This window comes from Bradyrhizobium sp. AZCC 1578, assembly GCF_036924675.1.
Lineage (GTDB): Bacteria > Pseudomonadota > Alphaproteobacteria > Rhizobiales > Xanthobacteraceae > Bradyrhizobium.
The window spans coordinates 3868615-3890465 of sequence record NZ_JAZHRZ010000001.1 but is presented as its reverse complement, the minus strand read 5'-3'; the positions used below and the strand labels follow the sequence as shown (position 1 = coordinate 3890465).

At 61.1% G+C, this 21851-nt stretch carries 26 protein-coding genes and 1 riboswitch; of the genes, 16 read left to right on the top strand and 10 right to left on the bottom strand.

Going from position 1 to position 21851, the window contains the following annotated elements; translation table 11 throughout:
* The first annotated feature begins 1 nt into the window (after position 1).
* The 11 genes from V1290_RS18515 (at position 2) to V1290_RS18465 (ending at position 7423) form a co-directional block, all read left to right on the top strand.
* A complete protein-coding gene (locus V1290_RS18515; protein ID WP_334365737.1) occupies positions 2 to 241 on the top strand; it encodes a helix-turn-helix transcriptional regulator in 240 nt (79 codons plus the stop codon).
* A 4-nt stretch (positions 242 to 245) separates the two neighbouring features.
* Positions 246 to 770: a hypothetical protein gene (locus tag V1290_RS18510; protein ID WP_334365736.1), complete on the top strand. Its 525-nt coding sequence runs from the start codon at positions 246 to 248 to the stop codon at positions 768 to 770.
* Positions 771 to 806: 36 nt separating this feature from the next.
* Positions 807 to 1757: a hypothetical protein gene (locus tag V1290_RS18505; RefSeq protein ID WP_334365735.1), complete on the top strand. Its 951-nt coding sequence runs from the start codon at positions 807 to 809 to the stop codon at positions 1755 to 1757.
* A 172-nt stretch (positions 1758 to 1929) separates the two neighbouring features.
* Positions 1930 to 2277, top strand: a complete 348-nt coding sequence (locus V1290_RS18500; RefSeq protein WP_334365734.1) for a hypothetical protein — start codon at positions 1930 to 1932, stop codon at positions 2275 to 2277.
* A gap of 48 nt (positions 2278 to 2325) precedes the next feature.
* Positions 2326 to 2700 (top strand): hypothetical protein, encoded by a 375-nt coding sequence (locus tag V1290_RS18495; protein ID WP_334365733.1) that lies wholly within the window; start codon positions 2326 to 2328, stop codon positions 2698 to 2700.
* Complete coding sequence (locus V1290_RS18490) at positions 2697 to 3056, top strand: hypothetical protein (protein WP_334365732.1); 360 nt, start codon at positions 2697 to 2699, stop codon at positions 3054 to 3056. The genes V1290_RS18495 and V1290_RS18490 overlap by 4 nt, the downstream gene beginning before the upstream one ends.
* Before the next feature lie 9 nt (positions 3057 to 3065).
* Entirely contained in the window at positions 3066 to 3407 is a 342-nt protein-coding gene (locus V1290_RS18485; RefSeq protein ID WP_334365731.1) for a hypothetical protein, read from the top strand.
* Between the two features lie 64 nt (positions 3408 to 3471).
* Positions 3472 to 3669: a hypothetical protein gene (locus V1290_RS18480; RefSeq protein ID WP_334365730.1), complete on the top strand. Its 198-nt coding sequence runs from the start codon at positions 3472 to 3474 to the stop codon at positions 3667 to 3669.
* Between the two features lie 14 nt (positions 3670 to 3683).
* Positions 3684 to 4208 (top strand): hypothetical protein, encoded by a 525-nt coding sequence (locus V1290_RS18475; protein ID WP_334365729.1) that lies wholly within the window; start codon positions 3684 to 3686, stop codon positions 4206 to 4208.
* 91 nt (positions 4209 to 4299) lie between these two features.
* Positions 4300 to 6456 (top strand): AAA family ATPase, encoded by a 2157-nt coding sequence (locus tag V1290_RS18470; protein ID WP_334365728.1) that lies wholly within the window; start codon positions 4300 to 4302, stop codon positions 6454 to 6456.
* A 607-nt stretch (positions 6457 to 7063) separates the two neighbouring features.
* The gene (locus tag V1290_RS18465; protein WP_334365727.1) at positions 7064 to 7423 is read left to right on the top strand and encodes a hypothetical protein; all 360 of its coding nucleotides are present in this window, start codon (positions 7064 to 7066) and stop codon (positions 7421 to 7423) included.
* Positions 7424 to 7705: 282 nt separating this feature from the next.
* Here the strand turns inward: V1290_RS18465 and V1290_RS18460 are convergent, their stop codons facing one another.
* Positions 7706 to 7933, bottom strand: a complete 228-nt coding sequence (locus V1290_RS18460; protein WP_334365726.1) for a hypothetical protein — start codon at positions 7931 to 7933, stop codon at positions 7706 to 7708.
* A 172-nt stretch (positions 7934 to 8105) separates the two neighbouring features.
* On the opposite strand from V1290_RS18460, the gene V1290_RS18455 reads away from it, so the two are divergent.
* Positions 8106 to 8687, top strand: coding sequence for a hypothetical protein (locus V1290_RS18455; protein WP_334365725.1), 582 nt, complete (start codon positions 8106 to 8108; stop codon positions 8685 to 8687).
* Here the strand turns inward: V1290_RS18455 and V1290_RS18450 are convergent.
* The 3 genes from V1290_RS18450 to V1290_RS18440 form a co-directional block, all read right to left on the bottom strand.
* On the bottom strand, positions 8684 to 9451 hold the full coding sequence (locus V1290_RS18450) for a DUF3800 domain-containing protein (protein WP_334369085.1): 768 nt from the start codon (positions 9449 to 9451) through the stop codon (positions 8684 to 8686). The genes V1290_RS18455 and V1290_RS18450 overlap by 4 nt on opposite strands.
* A gap of 91 nt (positions 9452 to 9542) precedes the next feature.
* A complete protein-coding gene (locus tag V1290_RS18445; protein WP_334365724.1) occupies positions 9543 to 10550 on the bottom strand; it encodes a hypothetical protein in 1008 nt (335 codons plus the stop codon).
* 217 nt (positions 10551 to 10767) lie between these two features.
* The gene (locus V1290_RS18440; RefSeq protein ID WP_334365723.1) at positions 10768 to 11001 is read right to left on the bottom strand and encodes a hypothetical protein; all 234 of its coding nucleotides are present in this window, start codon (positions 10999 to 11001) and stop codon (positions 10768 to 10770) included.
* A gap of 350 nt (positions 11002 to 11351) precedes the next feature.
* Here V1290_RS18440 and V1290_RS18435 point away from each other — a divergent pair, with 350 nt between their 5' ends.
* The 3 genes from V1290_RS18435 (at position 11352) to V1290_RS18425 (ending at position 12829) form a co-directional block, all read left to right on the top strand.
* Positions 11352 to 11516, top strand: a complete 165-nt coding sequence (locus V1290_RS18435) for a hypothetical protein (RefSeq protein ID WP_334365722.1) — start codon at positions 11352 to 11354, stop codon at positions 11514 to 11516.
* A complete protein-coding gene (locus V1290_RS18430; protein WP_334365721.1) occupies positions 11513 to 11869 on the top strand; it encodes a hypothetical protein in 357 nt (118 codons plus the stop codon). The genes V1290_RS18435 and V1290_RS18430 overlap by 4 nt, the downstream gene beginning before the upstream one ends.
* 282 nt (positions 11870 to 12151) lie before the next feature.
* The gene (locus tag V1290_RS18425) at positions 12152 to 12829 is read left to right on the top strand and encodes a glutathione S-transferase family protein (RefSeq protein WP_334365720.1); all 678 of its coding nucleotides are present in this window, start codon (positions 12152 to 12154) and stop codon (positions 12827 to 12829) included.
* A 102-nt stretch (positions 12830 to 12931) separates the two neighbouring features.
* Here the strand turns inward: V1290_RS18425 and V1290_RS18420 are convergent, their stop codons facing one another.
* Entirely contained in the window at positions 12932 to 13828 is an 897-nt protein-coding gene (locus tag V1290_RS18420; RefSeq protein ID WP_334365719.1) for an SDR family oxidoreductase, read from the bottom strand.
* Between the two features lie 285 nt (positions 13829 to 14113).
* Entirely contained in the window at positions 14114 to 15853 is a 1740-nt protein-coding gene (ggt, locus tag V1290_RS18415; protein WP_334365718.1) for a gamma-glutamyltransferase, read from the bottom strand.
* 128 nt (positions 15854 to 15981) lie between these two features.
* Between ggt and V1290_RS18410 the strand changes: the two genes are divergently transcribed.
* The gene (locus tag V1290_RS18410) at positions 15982 to 17367 is read left to right on the top strand and encodes an MFS transporter (protein ID WP_334365717.1); all 1386 of its coding nucleotides are present in this window, start codon (positions 15982 to 15984) and stop codon (positions 17365 to 17367) included.
* A gap of 204 nt (positions 17368 to 17571) precedes the next feature.
* Here V1290_RS18410 and purH read toward each other — a convergent pair whose 3' ends face one another.
* The 4 genes from purH to V1290_RS18390 form a co-directional block, all read right to left on the bottom strand.
* Complete coding sequence (gene purH / locus V1290_RS18405; protein ID WP_334365716.1) at positions 17572 to 19164, bottom strand: bifunctional phosphoribosylaminoimidazolecarboxamide formyltransferase/IMP cyclohydrolase; 1593 nt, start codon at positions 19162 to 19164, stop codon at positions 17572 to 17574.
* Positions 19165 to 19187: 23 nt separating this feature from the next.
* Positions 19188 to 19268: riboswitch (ZMP/ZTP riboswitch) on the bottom strand.
* Between the two features lie 80 nt (positions 19269 to 19348).
* Positions 19349 to 19663, bottom strand: coding sequence for a HigA family addiction module antitoxin (locus V1290_RS18400; protein ID WP_334365715.1), 315 nt, complete (start codon positions 19661 to 19663; stop codon positions 19349 to 19351).
* A gap of 11 nt (positions 19664 to 19674) precedes the next feature.
* Positions 19675 to 19950: a type II toxin-antitoxin system RelE/ParE family toxin gene (locus tag V1290_RS18395; protein ID WP_334369084.1), complete on the bottom strand. Its 276-nt coding sequence runs from the start codon at positions 19948 to 19950 to the stop codon at positions 19675 to 19677.
* Between the two features lie 67 nt (positions 19951 to 20017).
* Positions 20018 to 21733: a heparinase II/III family protein gene (locus tag V1290_RS18390; protein WP_334365714.1), complete on the bottom strand. Its 1716-nt coding sequence runs from the start codon at positions 21731 to 21733 to the stop codon at positions 20018 to 20020.
* Positions 21734 to 21851 lie beyond the last annotated feature (118 nt).

The following is a 21851-nucleotide window of genomic DNA, read 5'->3' as shown; positions in this document are numbered from 1 at the left end:
TATGTCCGCGCCAATAAAACTTTGTGACCAAGTCAAATCTCGCGCCATTCTAGGCGGCGAAAATAGCCCCATTAGCCGCTCGACATTTTACGAAGGCATTGCCGAAGGTCGCTTCCCCAAGCCTGTCCGCATTGGTCCGCATGCCGTGCGATGGGTCGAAGACGAACTAGAACAGTGCAAGCGTGCAATGCTCGAAGTGCGCGACCAAGCGCCACCGAAGAAGACTCGGCGCAGGCGGTGACGCCATGGCTCGCTCCCCATCATTAAAAGACCAATTGGCTGACGCGGTCGCCGAACTGAAAGCGCTACGCGAAGCGATTGACGCCGCCGTGATCGAAGCGCTGGCGACGAATTCACTGCACGCGCTCGCCGATCTTGTCACCAATCCCGAAATTGCCGAACGGCTTCGCGGCAAGCGAATCGGCGAACCTTACCGCGATCAAACGATGGTGCAGGCTTACGCGTCTGTGATCCTGTTACGACAGGAAATCAAAGAGAAGCGCCCGGCCGTTTTGATCCCATGTGTCGGCGCGCTTCACTATGGAAACCCCGAACACGCTGGGTCGGTTATCACCAAAATTGTTGGGGCGTCGCTGAAGAACGCCGCCCTAGGGGATGAAGCAAGAGAACTCGCGAACTGGCTTCGTGAATCGCCGCCCCACATGCAACGGCTTCGCGACGTCCAGGCACAATTCGCGGCTGTAGCAACTACACCCACAAAAATGGGTGCCAATTCTTTGGGTGAAGACGACGGCGAAGACGACGGCTAGATCGAAATCAGAATTCAAACCCAACGAGGATCGAACATGTCTAACATCGACGAAATCCCCACCAGCGAAGGCGTCCAGCCGCTCACGGCCCGCGAGCAATTCGAGGCCAAGTATCCACATGTGGTCCCGATCATCCGCGACGAAGAGCGGTTGGAAGCGGAAGACCAGTCCGAATACGAAGCCGACCAACGGACGCGCAATGGCTTCCGCGTTAGAGAAGCTGAGCTAGGCCATATGCTCATGGTCGAACAGGATAGCCCGCAGCGTTCGAACAAGCGCGAAGAGCGTCTGTTGCAGCAGATCGAGAAGCTGAAGGCGGACAAGGCCGAACACCATCGCCGCCGCGAAGAGGACAGGCGCAACAAGCCCGGCGGAATGATGCAGTACATCCGGGAGTTTATGTCGTCGCCCGCTGTGCATCGGCGATACAAGCCCGCGAACACCATGGACGAATTGTTGCCGGGTAAGACGGCCCCGGAAATGGCTGCACACTATCGCGCGCAGTATTTGCCGAAACTCAATGAGCGCAAAGCGATTATCAAAGCACCGCAAACCGCCGAAGAGATTCGATCCGATATCGCCAGCGGCGTCACGAAGTATGCAGCCACGCTGCTAAAGGGCGTTCGATTTGTCGAAGTGGACGACAAAAACAGAATCAGGTCGCGCGGACTCAATCTGCCGCGCCTTGCTGTCCCCGATGGCCTGGGAAACATAACCTACGTTCCCGATGCGCTCGGCGTCATGGCCGCGCTGTTCGCGCCGGAAATGATCGAACGTTTAACCGCGCTGATGCTGGAAAATCACGACGAGTCGAAGGCGCTGGACGCTGTCGAACGTGCGCGGCGACTCGCACAAGTAGACGCCGAACTTCGCGAGATTGAATACAAAGCCGAGTATTTTCATCGCGTCGCGCGCAGTCAGGGCGCAAATCCCGGTCCGCGCGTCAGTGCAAACGTTTTAGCTATCCTCGATTTGCTGCCCGCGTAACCAACAAGCTTCGCCGTGCGTGGTTAGCCTTTCCACAGGCACGGCGCGGGGACGTGAAGGCCCGTGTGTGACGATGGAAAGGTCGAGGACTCCCCACTCGGCGAGGTGTGAAAGCATCGAGGCACACGGGCCGGAACGTTTTGAGATTCACCAACCTAGAGGGAATACGAACATGACTGAATTCGAATCAACGCCGCTTCAGAAAACCTATCGCGAAGCACGACGCGTCGCAGGGAAACACGCAACGCAGATGGTGCTTGTGGCGAACGGCGCAACGACAGGCCATCTGCCCGACGTGCCGCCCGCGAATCGCGCGAAATGCCAACGCGACCTTCAGAAGCTTATCGACGGCGCGAGCGCTGGCACCGACGCGAAGCGAGTCGACCACGGCGGCGACAGCTTCGCAGCCATTCGCGAGCGCGCCTACGGCACGCGCGAGCGGCCGAAGGCCGCGACGAAGCTGGACCCGGTGGCGATCTATGATCGCTGGAATAATCCCCCGCCGGTGGAGCGGGACTAACACGGAGTTGGGGCGGGGCTCCCCAACCCTTCCCATCGGAGAATGACCATGGACGAATCATCTGGAAAAACTGCGCCGCTAATCGGCGGTTGGCGTCTGAAATATCTCGCGACTAGCTTTGGCTCGAAGGACGGCACCGTGAAGGGAGTCGCCAACAAGTTTGACCGTGCGCGACTCCGTGCGCGAATTCGCTTTGAAAAGCGGTGGGCTGCGCAGTGGACCCGTGAACTCTGTTTCTATCGTGGCAGTCCAGATGGATCATGGGCAAACGTGTCGCCTGAAAACCGCGACGCCGCTTTGCTCGAAGATCATCACGCGCTTGCCGAACTGGAAGCGTACCACCGCGAAGCGATGAAGCGGCCCGCACTTCTGCGCGGGACCGCATACAAGTTTCTAGAGCCGTTCCCGGAGGCTAAAAAATGATTGACCCGACAGAGAAGGCCATTGCGGTCAGCGATTTTCGTATGCGTTTCCTGCGCCTCAATTTTGGTGGTACGGAAACGTCGGATGCCTCTGTCCCCGAGGATCGACGCGACGACTTCCGCGAGCAGGTCCAGTACAACCGTGAATTCGCCGCGCGATGGTTCGAGGAGTCTTGCAGATACTTCGGCGCATCTGACGGCACATGGGCGACGGTGCCGGAAGAGAACCGGTCCGACGCGCTCCGATACTTTGGCCGGAAAATTGCAAAGCACGACAATCGTTGTCAGTTCGAACTGGACTTACTGAAAATCGACCTTCAAGAGAAGGCCGAAGACGCGGCGATGGACTTCGGGTGAGGCCGTATCATGACCCGCCGCCCCGAACTTCCGAGCGACGAATTTTTGCTCGCCTACCTTCGCGAGTCGATGCGCCTTTACAACGAAGCGCTGTTGACCGCGACGGACACGCAGAAGCTTGTTTGGCGATATTGCAACCGGACCAAATTCGTCGAAGACGCATTCCCCTACTATGAGGGCGACGTCAAAGTGACGTGCTTGATTAGCAACGCTATGGGGTACTGCATCGACGCACTAATGCCGGTTGAACAGGCGCTGGCAGCGGCGAAGCAGTGGTTGGCGAAGCATTGGCGACCGCCGTCGAAGCGTTACCAACGTTACTTGGACTCACGACTGCGCGACACGCGCTAGTGCGGAATCGTTCCTTTGGAGATTCCCGGAAAACATGTTTTGGATATCAGCTAGGAGTTAGACGATGCAAAAGCACGAAGGCACCGTTGCCGACATTACCGAACAATTCGGCGAGGGCCGGAGCAAGAATCGCGTCTACCAGTACACCACGGAAGCAGGCTTCCCCGCGCCGTTGTACACGGTCGGCAAAAACAAAATCTATGACATGCGTCAGGTCGCGCGATACTTCACGAACCGCACGGACCGGCGCAAAACGACGTAACAGGAGGCCCGGTCGTGAGGGAATCAGGCTCTAATTTCTGGTATCTGTCCAGCCGCATTATCGAACTCAGTGATGCGAAGATTTGGCCTATCGCCAAAACAGAATGGCGCTTGATTCACGTCTTTCACTCCGACCGGCCAGACGCTTGCCTCTGCACGCATGAACCTATCATCGAAATCTGCGTGCTGAAGAATCGGCACAACGGTAATGAGGCGTGGGTTGGCAATTGCTGCGTGAAGCGATTCCTTGGGCTTCGTTCCGATTTGATTTTCGGCTGTGTGAAGCGCGTCCGTGGCGACATAAGCCGGGCGTTGAACGCCGCAACGGTGAACTTCCTGTTCAAGAAACGAGTTTTTACGAAATGGGAATACGACTTTCTGCGCGATACAAGCCGCAAGCGCCGATTGAGCGGCAGGCAACACGACAAGCGAGTCGAACTGAATCGAAAGGCGCTCGCGTATATTGAGCCGAAACGCCGTCCGGTTCGTCCGGTCCATCAACGCAGCAAACGCGAAGAACTGTTCGCGATGTTCGGATAAGAATTTTCAACGGCGAATCCCCGTCGCCAAAAAGAGCGGCCCCGCACGATGGCGAGTCGTGTCGGGGCCAAGGCAACGATGGAGTCAAACCGTGAATATACCCGTTAAACCCCCGCGCACCAAAGGAACGAATCCCAAGCTGGACAAGGCATGGTTGCTGAAGGCCCTGGAGAGCCTGCCCGGCTGCGTCGCGATTCCGCTTGGCAAGGCTGGCACGAAGCGTGCGAAGAACCCCGCTGACTTCGGATGGCAGAAGAAAGCTTATAATTCGGCGAAGGTCATCGACCGATGCATTGCGGAAGGCCGCAACGTCGGTTTCCGCCTATCGCCGCGCGTGCTCGTCGTGGACAATGACCGGCGCAATTGGGAGTCGAAGGGCCTTGACCCGTTCTTAGTCATTGCGTCCAACCTTGGAATCGACGTTGACGCCGGGCCGAAGTGGAAGACCGGCGGCGGTGGATATCACAAGCCGTATGTCGTCGCTGAAGATCAGGTCGGCAAATTCCGCAAGTCACTAGACGGCGAAGAGAACGCGGGGCTCGAATTCCGCAACGGTCAAGGGCAGATGATTGTCGCGCCGGGCTCGCTGCACCCAAGCGGCAATTTATACGAAGTCGAACGTGAAGCCGCGCCGGTCAAAGCGCCAAAGAAACTTCTAGCGCTCGCGCGCCGACCGGAAGGCAGCGGCGAAGGCGTCGGCGGCGGCACCTACAGCGTTGAACAGCTAGAGCGCGCGCTGGCGTCAATCGACCCAGCCGACTTCGACTCGCATGACACTTGGTTCCCGCTAATGCAAAGCTGTCACCATGCGACCGGCGGCGACGGCCGCGACGCGTTCGTGGCGTGGTCAACGTCGGACTCCAACTTCGCGAACGATGGGCACATGATCGCCCGGCGATGGGACACGCTGGACCCGAACAAAAACGACGGCGTGACCTTCAAGACTCTAAACAAGGCGCTGCGCGATCACGGCGACTCCTCGTTGATCCCGTCCGCCGCGACCGGGGCCGCCGACGACTTCGACGACGCACCAGACATTCCCGACGAAGATGAAGCCGAAGACATGGACTTCGACACGCCGCCGGAATTGGCCTTCGAGCTTGCGGCCTATGTGCCGAAAGACCCGACGAAGATTCCGAAGCGCGAATGGCTCTATGCCCCGACCTATATTCGCAAGTTCATGGGACTCACGGCCGCGACCGGCGGCGCGGGCAAGTCGTCGTTGATCTTGGTCGAAGCAGTAGCGATGGCGTGTGGCATAGACCTGCTAGGCATCAAGCCTGTTGCGCCGCTGCGTGTGTTCTACTGGAACGGCGAAGACCCGCTTGAAGAGCTAGAACGCCGCGTGGAAGCCATCCTGAAGTATTACAAGCTGACGAAGCGCGACCTAGGCGACCGACTCTTCATTATGTCAGGTCGCGATATGGAGATTCGAATCGCCGAACTGGACAATGGGAAGGTAAAGATAGCGAAGCCGATGACGCGCGCCATGGTGCGGGCTATTCGGAAGCACAAACTGGACGTGGTCATCATCGACCCGTTCGTGTCATCCCATGGAGTCCCCGAGAACGACAACGGGGCCATTGAAGTCGTTGCGAAGAAATGGGCCGCCATCGCCGACAAGACCAACTGCGCCGTTCAACTGTCGCACCATACGCGCAAGACAGGCGGCGGCCCGGCGTCGATTGAGGACTCGCGCGGCGCATCGTCGTTGAACTACGCAGCGCGGACCCGTAGGGCCATCAACACGATGACCGCAGCCGAAGCCAAGGGGGCCGGAATAACGGACGACCGGGCGCGGCTGTCCTACTTCAAGGCCGACACGGCGAATTCGTCGATGACGAAGCCGACCGCCGCGAATGATTGGTATCGATTCGAGTCGGTCAACCTGATGAACGGCGGGCCGGACGAAATCACGGGCGCGCCTCTGCCCGGCGATAGCGTCGGCGTCGTCGTCGCATGGGAATACAAAAAGCTGGCGCTTGAACTGTCCGCCGATGACGCGCGCGAGGCGGTAACGGCGCTCGAAGAGGGCGGGCCGTGGCGCGCTGACAAGCGGGCCGACAAATGGGCGGGGTTGGCTGTTGCGAAGGCCGCCGGGGTAGACCCGACCGACGACGCCGTGAAAGCCCAGATTGCGGCCCTAATAGAAGAGTGGATCAAAGACGGCACGCTAGAAGAGTACACGGGCACGGATGACGCGCGACGCCCGAAGAAATGCCTGCGTCCCATGATAGATTTCGGCTGAGCAGGGGTTTTGCTCCAGTTGGCTTGCTCCACTGGAGCAGGGACTAGAGCACTGGAGCAGAATCGCGTTGCTCCAGTCAGTCTGTCCCTATAGGGACTGACTGGAGCGGAGCGGAGCAAACCCCGGATATTTCTTAAAACAACTGGAGCAGATGCACATGGATGGGGACGCCCCCTCCCACGGTCCGGCCATCGCCCTGCCACGCGCCAGCGCTCGCACGTCGTCACATGGTATCGGCGGCCCCGATTGATAGCCCGGAAGCGTGACGGCTAAATCGGCATATAGGTTTTATTTCCCAAATGCTTGAACCCTAAAACATCTTACTGCTTTGGCACCTAATCCGCCCATCGCGCGTTCGCTCACGACAACACTTCGACGACTATCGAACAACGGAAGCGCGCCCCTATCAGTGATGCCAGCACATGCAGTGCATAGGCATAGAGGCAAGACCGGAGTCGGGATAGACTCCCTACAGCGCTATTTGTGATTCCGATTCTCGAAGCACTAAGAGAATTTTTTCTTCGATTGGACTAAGAGAATTTTTTCCGGGGTCCTCAGACGGCCAAAAACGCTATGAGGGCAGAAACGGAGCGCACGCGCTCACCGGATGGGTAAGAAAAATATTTCTCTTACGAAACGTGATGGTGCTGAAGCAGCGCGCAGGCGCGCGCTCGCGCCGCGCAAACATGGAATCGCGAGCGCGACGATTTGCGGAATCGTTCCTTTGGTATCGGCGGAAGCAAAAAGCTATGGTCCCGCCGTCGCAACACAAACCGAAGGAAACCCCCTCATGAAAGAGCCGCGTGTTTCGAAGCGAGCACTAATCGCCATCTTGGGACTCACGGAAACCGGCGTCGATGATGCGCTAAAGCGCGGCGCGCCCGGCGGCCCCGGCGGATACCAAGTTGGAAGTTTCCTCGCATGGCTCTTGATGGACAATGGAGTCGGACATGCCAAAGCAGTGTAAGAAGTCGAAGAGCGGTGGCGCGACGCGATGACGGCGAGGGCGTGCATTGTATGCGGCGGCGACTTCACGCCCCGCCCCGGTTGCGAGAGAACGCAAACCATGTGCAGCGACGTCTGCCGGGTTAAGCAGAGACGCGAGCGCGAACGGGCGAACCATCAGCCGGTCCGGCGACCTTGCTTGCGCTGCGGCGTGTTGATGCCGCCGCGCGACCGCTACACTGGAAATCGGCGATTCTGTTCGGAGGAATGCAGGCTTGGAGTCCTTACCGCTCCCGTGGTGACGTCAGCCGACGCCGTGCCGTGCCAACATTGCGGGACTCCCTTCGAACGGAAGGCCGCTGGACGTCTCCAGCGCTATTGTCAGCCAGCTTGCAGAGTTGCGGCATTCAAGGCGCGACACGCCGAAGACGATGGGGCGGAAATTCCTGTCGTGGGTATCGACGAAGCGCCGCGTAGACTCGCGCTCGCGAAGATGCTTGATAGATACGATGGCACCGGATTCTTTGACCACGGCGCGACGGGTCCGACATGGATCAACCCCGCCGACAAGCGAGCCAGCCGTTAAAGGTGTTGGTGTTTAAGGGCAACTCAGGCGAGAATGGCCCGATTCGTGGGGCGACGACTGCATGACAGACCCTTGGGCCTTTGGCTGGACTCAGCTTTTGGCGAGCGTCGGACTCATAATGTCCGGCGTCATTTCGTTTTTAGGATTGCGAACGTTCGACAAGTGGCAACGGGAAAAAGTTCATGAACGAAAACTGGAAGTCGCATTCGAAGCGCTGACGCTGGCCTATGAGTCTAGCATGGTGTTCGACGATATCCGGCGAAGGCTAGTGCGTCCGTATGAATGGGCTGACATGCCGACAGAGGGCATGAGCAAAGAGCAGATAGAGCAGTCCAAATCCACATATGCGATCATCAAGAGATTCAGTCATCACAACGATTTCTTCGACCGCGTCTTAAAGGTGCAGCCGAAGCTTATGGCTGTGTTCGGCCCGGAGATGGAAGCGACAGTCGCGAAGCTGCATCGGGCGCGCAACATGATCCAGATAGCCCTTGAAATGCTAATCGAGATACCGGACCCGAGGGCGGGCACTGATGAATGGGATTTGATACTGCAAATGCGATCCGACATTTGGGACCACAGTAGTTCGGGCGTGAAAGAGCCCGAACGCGTGACAAAGCTACTGCGTGAATTCCGCGCCGAGATAGAGGCGAAGTGCGCGCCGCTGGTCAATCAAGAATTCAAGGCCAACGTCGTTTAACCGTTGGGGTCAACGATGCCGTCCCAACCGGCGGCAAGAGCGCGCCGCCGAAAATCAAGCAACGTTGAAACAAGAATCTGCATATTGTCTTCGCCGTAGTGTTTCAATGTGATGATATTGCGGTCAGGGTCTATCGCGTCCCACGATGGGCGGCGCGCGCCCTTCGGCGACCGAAGAACGTGATTCGCCTCATACGCGAGTACGTCGGCCGCTTGCAGTTCGACGGCGTCGGCTTTGCTAATGAACGAAAGTGCTATTGGCTCTTTCGTCGGCCTGTGCGTTTGGACGAATTTGAACGCGACCCGCGCTTCGGCTTCATAGTCGTTGTGCTCGTGAAAAAATTGAACCGGCTGGTCGGCACCATATTGCCCCATCATGTTGAGGAAGGTTTGCACGGCCCATTGAAAGCACGCGGAATATGGCGTGCCGACCATGTCAACCAATTCAGGATGCGCGGCCATGGCGGCGCGAAAATGTTCCAGATTGATTCCAACAGCCACACCGACAAGGTTATGACGCGGCAACACCGGCAACAGCTTCGCGGCGAAGGCGTTGCGCTTGTCCCTGTCCCAACCATCAAACTCGCCCGTACGGTTTGCGCAGTCTACGGCGTGAATGATGTTGATGGGGTGCTTGGCGGCATTCCAATCCTGCGCGAACAAGCGCCAGTCTACAGGCTGTCCGGCGTACATTGCGACGGTGACGACCGGGGAATTGTCGTGCACGCCCGACTCGTCAATGAAAACGCGAAGTGATTCCTGCATGGCGCGAGTATAGCATGGAGCAGCAAAAGGCTCGGCGGCGATTGCCGGAGGGTGCGCAAGTTTGCGCACTGTCCCAGAAAGGCCGGATCATTTAGCTGATCTTTCGAAGACGCTTTACGGGTTCGATATCGACCATGATGAAGTCAGGCGGGGGTTTCATCTTCAAACCCGTGCTGAGATCAATAAGCATGTTGTCGCGCACTTCGTATTTTTCACCGGGTGAATCGAGTTCGACCCATCGCGCCACACGAACTAGGTTGTCCGACGTATAGAATAGTTGCAGCGCCCTCAATGCTGATCCGACTCGTTCGAAGCGCTCCAATGCATCACGAAGCTTGGCCCTATGCATTTTGAGTTTATGCTGGCTGTGGATTGCTGTGTTCATGCCGACAGCGACCGCGGCTTCCAAGTCCTGTAATGCAAGGTCGAAGAGAACTTCGATGTTTGTATGTTCGAAGAAACCGCCGCCGCTCAACTGATGCGAACTTCGTTCGTACATCGTATAGATTGGGTCGTCGGGCGGCTTACCATATCGTCGCTCGAATGCGCCTTCTGCGATGAAGTCCCTGACTCTTTGATGGACAATTAAGGTGCGGTCGGCCCGAATGGCGGTGTTGCGAAGACGACGGAAGGTTTCGGGCATTGTCGATTGAAACTGACGCTGGTTCTTTGCGACGACGCGCACCATCGGCCGCCATTTCTCGAATGCAACAATGATCGACTTCAACTCGGGAAGGATGCGGTTAAAGCCCTTGATGGTCCCGGCCCGCTCTAGCTCTAGATCGAATTGCGCGGATACATCGTGCCAGGATTCGCCCCAGAGATCGGCACCGCATTTGCTGCCGAGAATTGCCGAAGTGCCGTCGTCCAGTTCAACGGTGAAGCCGTCGCGATGGCGGCGCGCCTCACACTTGGAGCAATACGCTTTCTCTGCGGGCCACTTGCTAAAGCGATAAACGTTCAAAATGCGGACTGGCGAGACGCCTTCCGGGATATGGTTAGTCAGGTTCGGTTGGTCGTGAGGGTCGTCAATTTCTAGCTGCCGAGCACGAAGCTCCGCGTCCGTAAGTTTGGTGAAGTGTTTCGGCTTGGTCGCCATTGCGGACTCCGTTTGTTCACAGAACGCTTGTTAGGCACGCCGAATCGCCCCACCCCCGACTCGTGGTTCCACCATACCACATCTTGCGCAAGGACGGCGATCAACCCCCGAATCTTGATTAAGGCTGTTAGTAATGGGGATAGCGGAACGACAATCTGGACTCCTTTCGTTCCGGGAGACCAAAGGCCCCGACCGATTCGGATGAAGGGGGTCGCCCCTAACCGCTGACGCCCTTGCTGTAGTCGGTGACCTCGCCCCAGTTCGGGCGTGGATCAACCCAACCGACGCTGCCGCACTTCGTGCATTTCAGGTGTGCCAGTATGTCCGGCCATTGCCATTCCGGCAGGTCATCCAACTTCACGGCCGACGAATGCCAACAGCGTTCGCGCGTGTCGCCATCTGGCGGGCCGACACAGTAGACTAGAATGGTCTTGAATCCTTCGGCCTTCATGGCGGATGGCGTACCATCAGACCAATAGCGGAGTCGCGGATTCGGTTTTCGACGCCACGGCATGACGCGATGTTGCGCCCCTTGCAGCGTGAGAGTCGAATCGCGCTATCCCTTGCGGCCGGGACAGCATCGCGCCGCGACCGGCGGCGGGTGTGGAAAGATCAGCGCACGAATCGCATCCTTGGGCGAAAGGCAACCACATTAACCAGCTAAGCGTTTGCAATGGCCGCGCTATTAAAATTTCCAACGTTACCTGACAATTCCGATCAATCCGGCTGTATCAATCGATAGATCGGTTTGGCCCCGCAAGACGCTGCCGATATGGCGCGCACGAAAAAGGAATCGAAGCGATGACGACCAAGATCACGACCCGGTTCGACGCGCGAGAGGCGGCGGCAAAGCTGGCGAAGCGCATCAACGATGAAGACCCCGACGCGACCCCGGAACAGGTCCGCGCCCGATTGCGCAAGGCCGCTGCGACGGTGGAAGCGAAGCGAAAGGCGAAACGCTCATGATGGCAACCAAGACGAAGAGACGGACCGCCGTCGCGCTGGAAATCAGAGCCGCCGCGTTGCGCGTCGTCGAAGCCGAAGGCGTGAACGAAAACACGGGCGGGATACTCGGCCGATGGGTTCGCAACTGGCGCGGGCTGGATATCCTTTACACGCCCAACGTTCCTGCGCCCGGTCCGCGCATGGTCGCGTGGCAGGAAGCTAACGGCATCGCGCCGCCGCCCCCGCTGACCGATCTTCTGGACGTGTGGCCGGTGAATTCGAACAAGGTGTTTTCGATCCGCTGGAACGCCGCCGGGTTGGTCGAAGTCGGGACCTTCAAGCGCGGCGAGTGGGAAGCGACGCTGACCGGGTAGATTCGCACTCCCCGGCCATGGCGGCGAAAGGCGGTCCAGCACGGGCCGCCTTTTTCATGCCCGGCCGTCAGCGCGCCCGCCGCGTGCGTTGCGTGGCCCCGGTTCGCCGGGACCGTAGTGGCCCGCCAGCGGCCAACGCATCAGCGGCCCGGAAAGCGCGTTCTAGGGGCTATGGCCGAAACTGTCCTGTTAAGATACAATTAACCGTCCGCGCAAAAGCCGTACAATTTTCGAAAGATCAGCGCGGGAAAATCCAAGAAACCCTTGTGGCGCAGGCATAACTTGAATTCTAAAACGTTGACGGTTCATCATCTCAACAACTCACGCTCCCAGCGTGTGCTCTGGCTTCTCGAAGAGCTTGGCGTCGCTTACGAGATCGTCCGCTATCAGCGCCAGCCGGACATGCGCGCGCCGAAGGAGCTGCGCGCCATTCACCCGCTCGGCAAATCGCCCGTCATCACCGACAACGGCAACACGATCGCCGAGTCCGGCGCGATCTGCGAATACATCGTCGGCACTTATGGCAATGGTCGACTGATCCCGCCGCCGAACACGCCGGAGCGGCTGCGCTACACTTATTGGCTGCACTATGCGGAAGGCTCCGCGATGTCGCCGCTGCTTTTGAAGCTGCTGTTCACGCTGATGCCGAAGCGCGCGCCCGCGCTGCTGCGGCCGCTGGTGCGCAAGGTCTCCAACACGGCGCTGACCACCCTGGTCAATCCGCAGCTCAAGCAGCACATGGATTACTGGGAGAGCGAACTCGGCAAGAGCGAATGGTTCGCCGGCAATGAATTCACCGCCGCCGATATCCAGATGAGCTTTCCGCTGGAAGCCGCCGCGGCGCGCGGCGGGCTGGAGCAGGGCCATCCCAAGGCGATGGCGTTTCTCGAACGCATCCAGGGTCGGCCGGCCTATGCGCGCGCGCTGGAAAAGGGCGGGCCGTATGTGGTCGGGCGGTGACATCTCCTCGCACTGACGGTCTCTCATGGCTGCACCGCCGCGATCACTTCCCTCACCAGCCGGGGCGATCCACTTTCGCAAGTTCACATGCTCCACGGGCTTCTAGCGCGACGTCTGCGCGGCGCCGACCGAGGGCAGCGCCTGCACGGTGACGCCGGGCGGCGGCACGTCGTCGTCGGGGACGAAGAAATCCGACATCAACGGCACGGACCGATCGACGCGGTAGTGCTCGAAATCCCTGACGCCGGACGCGTACAGCACCTTGTCGTCGATGCAGAACTGTCCGGTGAATTCCCGAGCCGGCCTGGTCAGGATCGCGTGCGCGGCGTCGCCCATGATCTCGGGCGTGCGGCTGGCGCGCATCATCGCCTCGCCGCCGAGCAGGTTGCCGACCGCGGCGGTGGCGATGGTGGTGCGCGGCCATAGCGCGTTGACGGCGACGCCGGCGGATTTCAACTCACCCGACAAGCCCAGCACGCACATGCTCATGCCGAACTTCGCCATCGTATAGGCGGTGGAATGCTCGAACCATTTCGTCTTCATGTCGAGCGGCGGCGACAGCATCAGTATGTGCGGGTTTTCCGCCTTCTTCAGATGCGGGATGCAGTATTTCGACACCATGAACGTGCCGCGGGTGTTGATGCCCAACATCAGGTCGAACCGCTTCATGTCGGTTGCTTGCGAGTTGGTCAGGCTGATGGCGCTGGCGTTGTTGACGCAGATGTCGATGCCGCCGAATTCGGCGACGGTCTGCTCGATCGCCGCCATCACCTGCGCCTCGTCGCGGATGTCGCACAGCACCGGCAACGCCTTGCCGCCGGCGGCGCGAATTTCTTCCGCCGCGGTGTAGATGGTGCCCTTGAGTTTCGGATGCGGCTCGGCGGTCTTCGCCGCAATCGCGATATTGGCGCCGTCACGCGCGGCGCGAAGCGCAATCGCCAGCCCAATGCCGCGACTGGCGCCGGAGATGAACAACGTCTTGCCTTTGAGGGATGTCATGACGAGAACCTCCAGTTATGGACGCACGAACGAACGGCTCCCTCCCCCCTTGCGGGGGAGGGTTGGGGAGAGGGTAAGCCACGGGCGCTAACGGCAGACATAATTGATCCTGGGTCAACGAACCTCGCGAAGCGATCGGCGAAGCCGAGAGCCTTGTCCGTGCGATGCGTCGAACAGTCGAGCAAGTGGCACCCCTCTCCCTAACCCTCCCCCGCAAGGGGGGAGGGAACCCTTCCACTGGTACGTCCCTCACGAGTGCGTGGCTTCATTGTCCCATCGCTGCGCTTAATGCCCTACCGCCGCTGCTCCTCTTGTCCGCGGATCGGGGGCGCCGAGCAGGCCGCTGGGCGTGACGGCGATCGAATTGCCCGAGGTCTGGCCGAGCGGCTCGACCACCTGATGGCCCTTCTCCTTTAGCGCATCCAGCGTTTCCTGCGGGAAACCGCGCTCCACGCGTACCACGTCCGGCATCCATTGATGGTGCAGCCGGGGTGCGGCCACGGCGGTGGCGACGTCCATCTTGTAATCGAGCACGTTGACCACGACCTGCAGCACGGCTGAAATGATGCGGCTGCCGCCCGGCGAGCCCGTCACCAGCACCGGCTTGCCGTCCTTCAGCACGATGGTGGGCGACATCGACGACAGCGGCCTTTTGCCCGGGCCCGGCAAATTGGCTTCGAAGCCGACCAGGCCGAACGCGTTCGCCGCGCCGGGTGCTGCGGTGAAGTCGTCGAGCTCGTTGTTGAGCAGCACGCCGGTGCCATCGGCGACGAGGCCGACGCCATAGGAAAAATTCAGCGTATAGGTGTTGCTGACGGCATTGCCGCGGGCGTCGACGACGGAATAATGCGTGGTATTGCTGCCCTCGCGCGGCAGGCTCACGGATAACGCCTCGGCGGGCGTAGCGCGCGCAAGGTCGATGCTGGCGCGTTGCTTCGCCGCGTAATCCTTCGCAATCAGGATGTTCGCCGGCGCATTGACGAAGGCGGGATCGCCGAGATAGCGCGCCCGGTCGGCGTACGCGCGCTTCATGGCCTCGATCATGACATGCAACGAGGGCGCCGAGCCCTGCTTCATGTCCGCCATGGGAAACCCTTCGAGAATGTTCAGCGCCTCCAGCAACACCGTGCCCCCGGACGAGGGCAGCGGCATCGACACGATCTCGTAGCCGCGATAACTGCCGCGCACGGGACTGCGGATCACTGCCTCATAGGATTTGAGATCGTCCGCCGTCATGATGCCGCCGGCATCGCGGACGGCTTTTGCCAGCCATTCGGCGACCGGCCCCTGGTAAAATCCGCGCGGTCCCTGCTCGGCAATCGCCGACAGCGTTGCCGCGAGATCGGCCTGAACCAGACGGTCGCCCTCTCGCAGCGCCGTGCCGTCGTCACGGGAGAACGTCTTGGCCGAGTTCGGCCAGCGCGCCATCCGGCGATACAGGTCCGGCAGCGTGTCGGCGGTGTCGTCGGCGATCACGAAACCATCTCGTGCGAGCTCGATGGCGGGCTTAAGGATTTGCGCTAGCGTGAAGCGGCCGGAGCCGTATTTCTCCAGCGCCAGCGCCAATCCGGCCACCGTGCCGGGCACGCCGATACCAAGCGCGGAATTGCGCGACTTGTCGGTATCGGGCTTGCCGTCCGGTCCCAGAAAGATATCGCGCGTGGTGGCGGCCGGTGCGGTCTCGCGATAGTCGATGGCGACGTCTTCATTGCGCTCGGCCGAATGGATCACCATGAAGCCGCCGCCGCCGATGTTCCCGGCGCGTGGATAGGTGACGGCAAGCGCAAAGCCAGTGGCGACCGCGGCATCAACCGCGTTGCCGCCTTGCCGGAGAATGTCGGCGCCGACTTCCGCCGCGATCCTTTCCTGGGCGACCACCATGCCGTATTCGGCTGGAATGGAACGAACGGCGGAGAGGTCCGGCGAATAAAAGCGGCGTTCTTGCGCGAAGGTAGTCGTGCCGCAGGCGAATACCAGCGCGATTGCGGCAATCGCCTTGCGCCGGCTGATTTGAAAGAGTGTCATCGAAAATCCGCCGCAGTTTGAGCCTGTGTGGCGCGTGGGCAACAGCGCCAGCGTTGGTGACGCATGCTATATGGGTTCGGCTTCGGCACGCAAAACGCTTCGCGAGACTTTTGAAGGAAATATCCGGCATGGCGGTGATCGCTTCCGAGGCAGTTGGCGCCGAGATTCCGCAGGCCTATCCGCGCCGCGCCGCCGTCGTGAGCTGGATCTTCTTCGATTGGGCCGCGCAGCCTTATTTCACGCTGATCACCACGTTTGTCTTCGCGCCCTATTTCGCGGGCTTCGTCGCGCCAGATCCGGCGAGGGGACAGGCGCTGTGGGGATTCGCCACTGCTGCCGCCGGTCTCGTGATCGCGCTGCTGTCGCCGGTGCTGGGTGCCATCGCCGACGCCAGCGGGCGCCGCAAGCCGTGGATCGCCGGCTTCGGGTCGCTTTTGGTGATCGGCTCTTGCCTGATGTGGTTCGGAAAGCCGGGCGACCCCAGCGTCATCCCGCCACTGCTGTTGGCCTATGCTATTGCGAGCATCGGTGTCGAATTCGCCACCGTCTTCAACAATGCGATGATGCCGACGCTGGTGCCGCCGGACAGAATCGGGCGGTTGTCCGGCACCGGATGGGCGACCGGCTATATCGGCGGTATCCTCAGCCTCATCCTCGTGCTCGGCTTTCTGGCGGCCAGTCCCGAGACCGGGCGGACATTGTTCGGCCTCGCGCCGTTGTTCGGTCTCGATCCGGTCACGCACCAGGGCGATCGCATCACCGGGCCCTTGACCGGCATCTGGTTCGTCATTTTCGTGACGCCGATGTTTCTGCTCACACCGGATTATCCGGCCAAGCGTCCGATCCGCGAGGCGTTGCGCGAAGGATTGAGCGGGCTCAAGCGAACGCTCGGCGAATTGCTGAAGCAGAAATCGATGGCGACGTTCCTGCTCGCCAACATGATCTATACCGACGGACTGGTGTCGCTGTTCGCGTTCGGCGGCATCTACGCCGCCGGCACCTTCGGCTGGCATACGATCCAGATCGGGACGTTCGGAATTCTACTGGCGATTGCGGGTACCTTCGGCGCCTGGCTCGGCGGCAAGCTCGACGACAGGTTCGGACCCAAGCGCGTCATCGCCGGCAGCCTCACGATCCTGCTGCTTGCGCTCGCTGCGATCTTGCTGGTCGACAAGGATTCGATCCTGTTCGTGAAGGTCGCGCCACCAGCTCCGGGCGGCGTGCTGTTCTCCGGCGCCGCCGAGCGCGCTTATCTCGTGCTCGGGTGCCTGATCGGCGCGGCCGGCGGCCCGCTGCAGGCCGCGTCGCGCACGCTGCTGATCCGTCTCGCGCCGAAGGATCGCATCGCGCAATACTTTGGATTGTTCGCGCTGACCGGCAAGGTGACGTCGTTCATCGGTCCGCTCCTGATCGGCGCGATCACGGCCATCACCGCAAGCCAGAAGGCCGGCATGGCGCTGCTGGTGGTGTTCTTCGTCGCGGGCCTGGCGCTGCTGACGCGCGTGCGGGAGTGAGGGGGGACGACGGTCGCGCATTGCTCTCCACGAAGGCGGGTTTCCGGTTTTGCCGCGGTCCATCCGCGTCATTGCGAGCGAAGCGAAGCAATCCATCTATCCCCGCGCTGAGGCATGGATTGCTTCGCTCGCAATGACGTGGATACAGCTTCGCGATCGCGCGGCGCTTCGCGCCCGAGGTTTGCATTCTCTTTTGCCCGCGCATCAGTGCCTGAAATGCCTGACGCCGGTGAACACCATGGCGATGCCGTGGTCGTCGGCGGCCTTGATGACTTCTTCATCGCGCATCGAACCGCCGGGCTGGATTACCGCCGTTGCGCCGGCTTCGATGCAGGCCAGCATGCCATCGGCGAAGGGGAAGAACGCATCGGATGCGACCACGGAGCCTTTGGTCAGCGGTTCGGCAAGCTTCATTTCGGCCGCAGCGTCCTGTGCTTTGCGGGCGGCAATACGCGCCGAATCGACCCGGCTCATTTGGCCGGCGCCGATGCCGACAGTGGCGAGGTCCTTGGCATAGATGATGGTGTTCGACTTGACGTGCTTGGCGACGCGGAAGGCGAATTTGAGATCGCGCAGTTCGGCGTCGGTCGGCGCGCGCTTGGTCGCAACCTTGATGTCCATGTCCTCGACCACCGCATTGTCGCGGCTCTGCACCAGCAAGCCGCCGGCAACCGTCTTGGCGGTCAGGCCGACCGTGCGCGGGTCGGGCAGGCCGCCCGCGAGTAACAGGCGCAAATTGCGTCGGCCGCCGATGATCGAGATCGCCTCTTCGGTGGCGTCGGGGGCGATGATCACTTCGGTGAAAATGCCGATAATGGCGCGCGCGGCCTCCGCATCCAGCGTGCGGTTGACTGCGATGATGCCGCCATAGGCCGACGTCGAGTCGCAGGCGAGCGCGCGGCGATAGGCGGTGACGAGATCGGGGCCCTCCGCAACGCCGCAGGGGTTTGCATGTTTCACGATGACGCAGGCGGCCGTGCGCTTCGGATCGAACTCGCCGACGCATTCGTAAGCTGCATCGGTATCGTTGATGTTGTTGTAGGAAAGCTCCTTGCCCTGCAACTGCCGCGCGGTGGAGACGCCGGGCCGCTTGTCGGGCGTCGCATAAAACGCCGCGGTCTGGTGCGGGTTCTCGCCATAGCGCAAGGACTGGATCAGCCGGCCGCCGAAGGCGCGGAAATCCGGCGCGTTGTCCTTGAGCTCTGTGGCAAACCAGTTCGAGATCGCGGCATCGTAGGCGGCAGTGCGCGCATAGGCCTTTGCGGCGAGGCGGCGGCGCAACGCGAGCGTCGTTGCGCCCTTGTTGGCGGCGAGTTCGTCGAGCACGGCCTGATAGTCCTGCGCCTCGACGACGACGGCAACATCGTCGTGGTTCTTGGCGGCCGCCCGGATCATCGCGGGCCCACCGATATCGATATTCTCGATGCAGTCTTCGTAAGCAGCGCCTTTGTCGACGGTCGCCTCGAACGGGTAGAGGTTGACGACGAGCAGGTCGATCGGCGCGATGCCGTGCGCCTTCATGGCGTCGGCGTGCTCCTTGTTGTCGCGGATCGCGAGCAGGCCGCCATGCACCTTCGGATGCAGCGTCTTGACCCGGCCGTCCATCATCTCGGGGAAGCCGGTGAGTTCGGAAACGTCTTTCACCTCCAGGCCCGCCGCCGCAATGGCCTTCGCGGTGCCACCGGTGGAGACGAGCTCGACGCCATGGCCGGCGAGCGCCTTGGCGAATTCGATCAGGCCGGTCTTGTCGGAAACGGACAATAGAGCGCGGGTTACGCGGCGGGTGGCATCAGTCATGGGCAAGGTCCTTTGTTAGGGGATGCTTATGCCCAGGCGCGCGGCGATTACTCTCGCGCTTCCCGATGGTGCTCCATCCAAAGTCGCCAGTCGCGCGAGCGCCGGCTGGTTAGCAGCTTTTGGCAGGGTTCACAATGGGGGGCGGATTGCTGTTCCGGCGCTCTCGAAACTGCATGAGGGCGTCTCAAGCCGCCTTTGCCTTGATGGTCGGGATCTGACTGACGTCCTCAGTTCGCTCCGCCTGCCAAGTATCGTAGGCGGCTTGCATTCTGGTCCAAATTCCCGCCCCATCGCCAAAAAGCTTGCCGAGCCGAACTGCCACGGTCGGGGACACCGGCTTTTTCTCCTGCAGGATGTCGTAAAGATGCTGCCGCGAAATCCCGAGCAGCCCCGCGATTTCCGACTTGGTCCGGCCGGTGGCCGGAATAATCTCATCACGAAGCAACGCGCCGGGATGAGTGGGGCAGCGGCTTTTGCCGCGCTTGGCCGCATACGCCATGTTTTGCTCCTCTAATGGTACTGTTCGAAATCGACACGACACGCTTCACCATCGAACTCGAAGGTAATGCACCAAGGTCCGTTGACGTGGACGGAATATCGCCTCGGATTGAATCCATGCAAGGAATGAAAGTCAAAACCCGGCACGTTCATTTCCTCCGGCCGGACCGCGACGTCGAGACGATCGAGCCTCGCGAAAATGCGCTTGTGCATTTTTGCGTCTATTTTCGAACTCCTGCCCTTCGCCCACAGCTCGGAGAGGGCCTTGCTCTTGAAGGACCGGATCACACGAGCAATGTAAGCAAATAGCTTACGTTGGTCAAGCCGATCGTTCGCGGACGTTCTGCGCGGTGCCTCAGAGCGGCAATTCCGGCTCGCGCCGCGCATTGCGCCGGGTGTTGGCGGCGCCCGCCGACGTGCTCGAGCGGACAAAGCTCCAGCGGATCGAGGAGGCGTGGCGGGAATCCTGGCGGATCACGATCTGGGCGGTGCGGCGCGGGCCGTCATTGCCGGCCAGAAACACGCTGTCCTCGAGATCGACCTTGTCGTCGAGCGCCTCGAAGGTCCAGACTTCGCGGTTGGGCAATACCAGCATGACGCCGCGCGCATCGCTGAGGCGGCTCGCCTTCACCGCGGGATGAAGATGAAACCGCAGCGCATAATCGGTCTCGGCGCCCTTGATGCGCGTCCCCGGCGCCGGCGACACGGTGTCCTCGCCGTCGAGCCTTGCGCCGTCATGGGAGATCATCAGCACCCGGCGATGCACGACGCCGAAGCGTGCGAGATAGCCGTCATGCGAGGTGGTCAGGAGATCGCCGTCGGCCACCGCCTCGCGGTAGCTTTCCACGTTGGCCGGACCGCTGACGACCGGCGCGCCCTGCAAGAGGCGCTTCATCGCCGATAATTCGACGAACTGGCACGAGGACGCCTCGTGATAGGTCAGGGTCGAATGCGCTGCGGTGCTGCGGGCAAAGGTGCGCCAATTGTCCCGGCCGGTCGAGGGCATCCCGCAATTGACCACGATCCGGCTCGGCCCCGAAGACAGTTCGAACGAGAGACACCCGGCGTGCGCTTCCTGGCTGACATTCGGCGGCGGCGGCGGGCCGCTATCGATGATGACGGTCGTCGTGCCGGCGTCGAGGCGCTGGAAGCCAGTATGCGGCATGTTCGCCATCGGCACGCCGTGCGTGTCGTCATAGGCCAGCAGCGTCGCCACCAGGTCCGAGGGCGCGTTGCTCATGCCGTTGAACAGCGCAAAGCTGCCGTCGCCATGACGGAAGAAGCGCAGCATCGGCATCATGCGGTCGATCGCATTCAACAGCGCGGGCGGCGGCGCGATGTTGCGAGCCGCAAAGGTCTGACGCAGGGGCAGGAGGTCGCTGAGCAGTTCGACCAGCGCGCCGGGGTTGCGCGAGATGTGCCCGCCGTCGGGTTGGATCTGGCGCTGCAATTCGTCGGAAAGCCGTCGCGTGGCGGAGCGGATGTGCCGCGCCTGATTGGCCAGGCACAGCGAGGCGTAGCACAGCGCAATCAGGACCTGCAGCCGCGGCACGCCGTCGGCGATGTCGAGCATCGTGTAGCGAAGATATCGAATTTCGCGGGTCAGCCCGCGCAGATATTTGCGATAGAATTTTCCGTCGGTGTCGCCGAGCACCAGCGGCGCCTGCGACAACAGCGAGATCACGCGGCGCGCCAGCACGTCGGGGCGGCGTTCGAGCGGCCGCCTGCGCGCCGGGTTCGATATCCAGTCGTCGACCAGCGAGCGGGCATTGGCGCGGGTCAGCGCGGTGTCGGCAGCGCGCAGGTGCCGCAGCCAGCCGAAGCCGAGCAGCGCGACTTCCCAATCTTCCGACGGCGGCTCCAGATCGAAGATCGAGCGGCCATGGCAAGTGACGATTTTGCCGGCGAACACGAAGCGGCCGGCATAGATTTCCGCGGCGCGGGTGGCGTCGGCGGTGCGCAGATCGTGCGGGGCGATGATCAGCCGGTCGGCGCGCCCCGGCCACAGCCGCGATACCGCCACGGTGGCGCCGGTCGCGCGCGCGATCACGGTCCGCGCCGAGCGGCTCATGATAAGCGTCGAGATGCGTCTGCGTTGAGCGACCGACACGCCGTGCCTTGGCTTAAGGAGAGGGAGGGGTATTCTGGCGAATCCTTTTAATCCGGAAACGCCGGTAAGACACCATCTT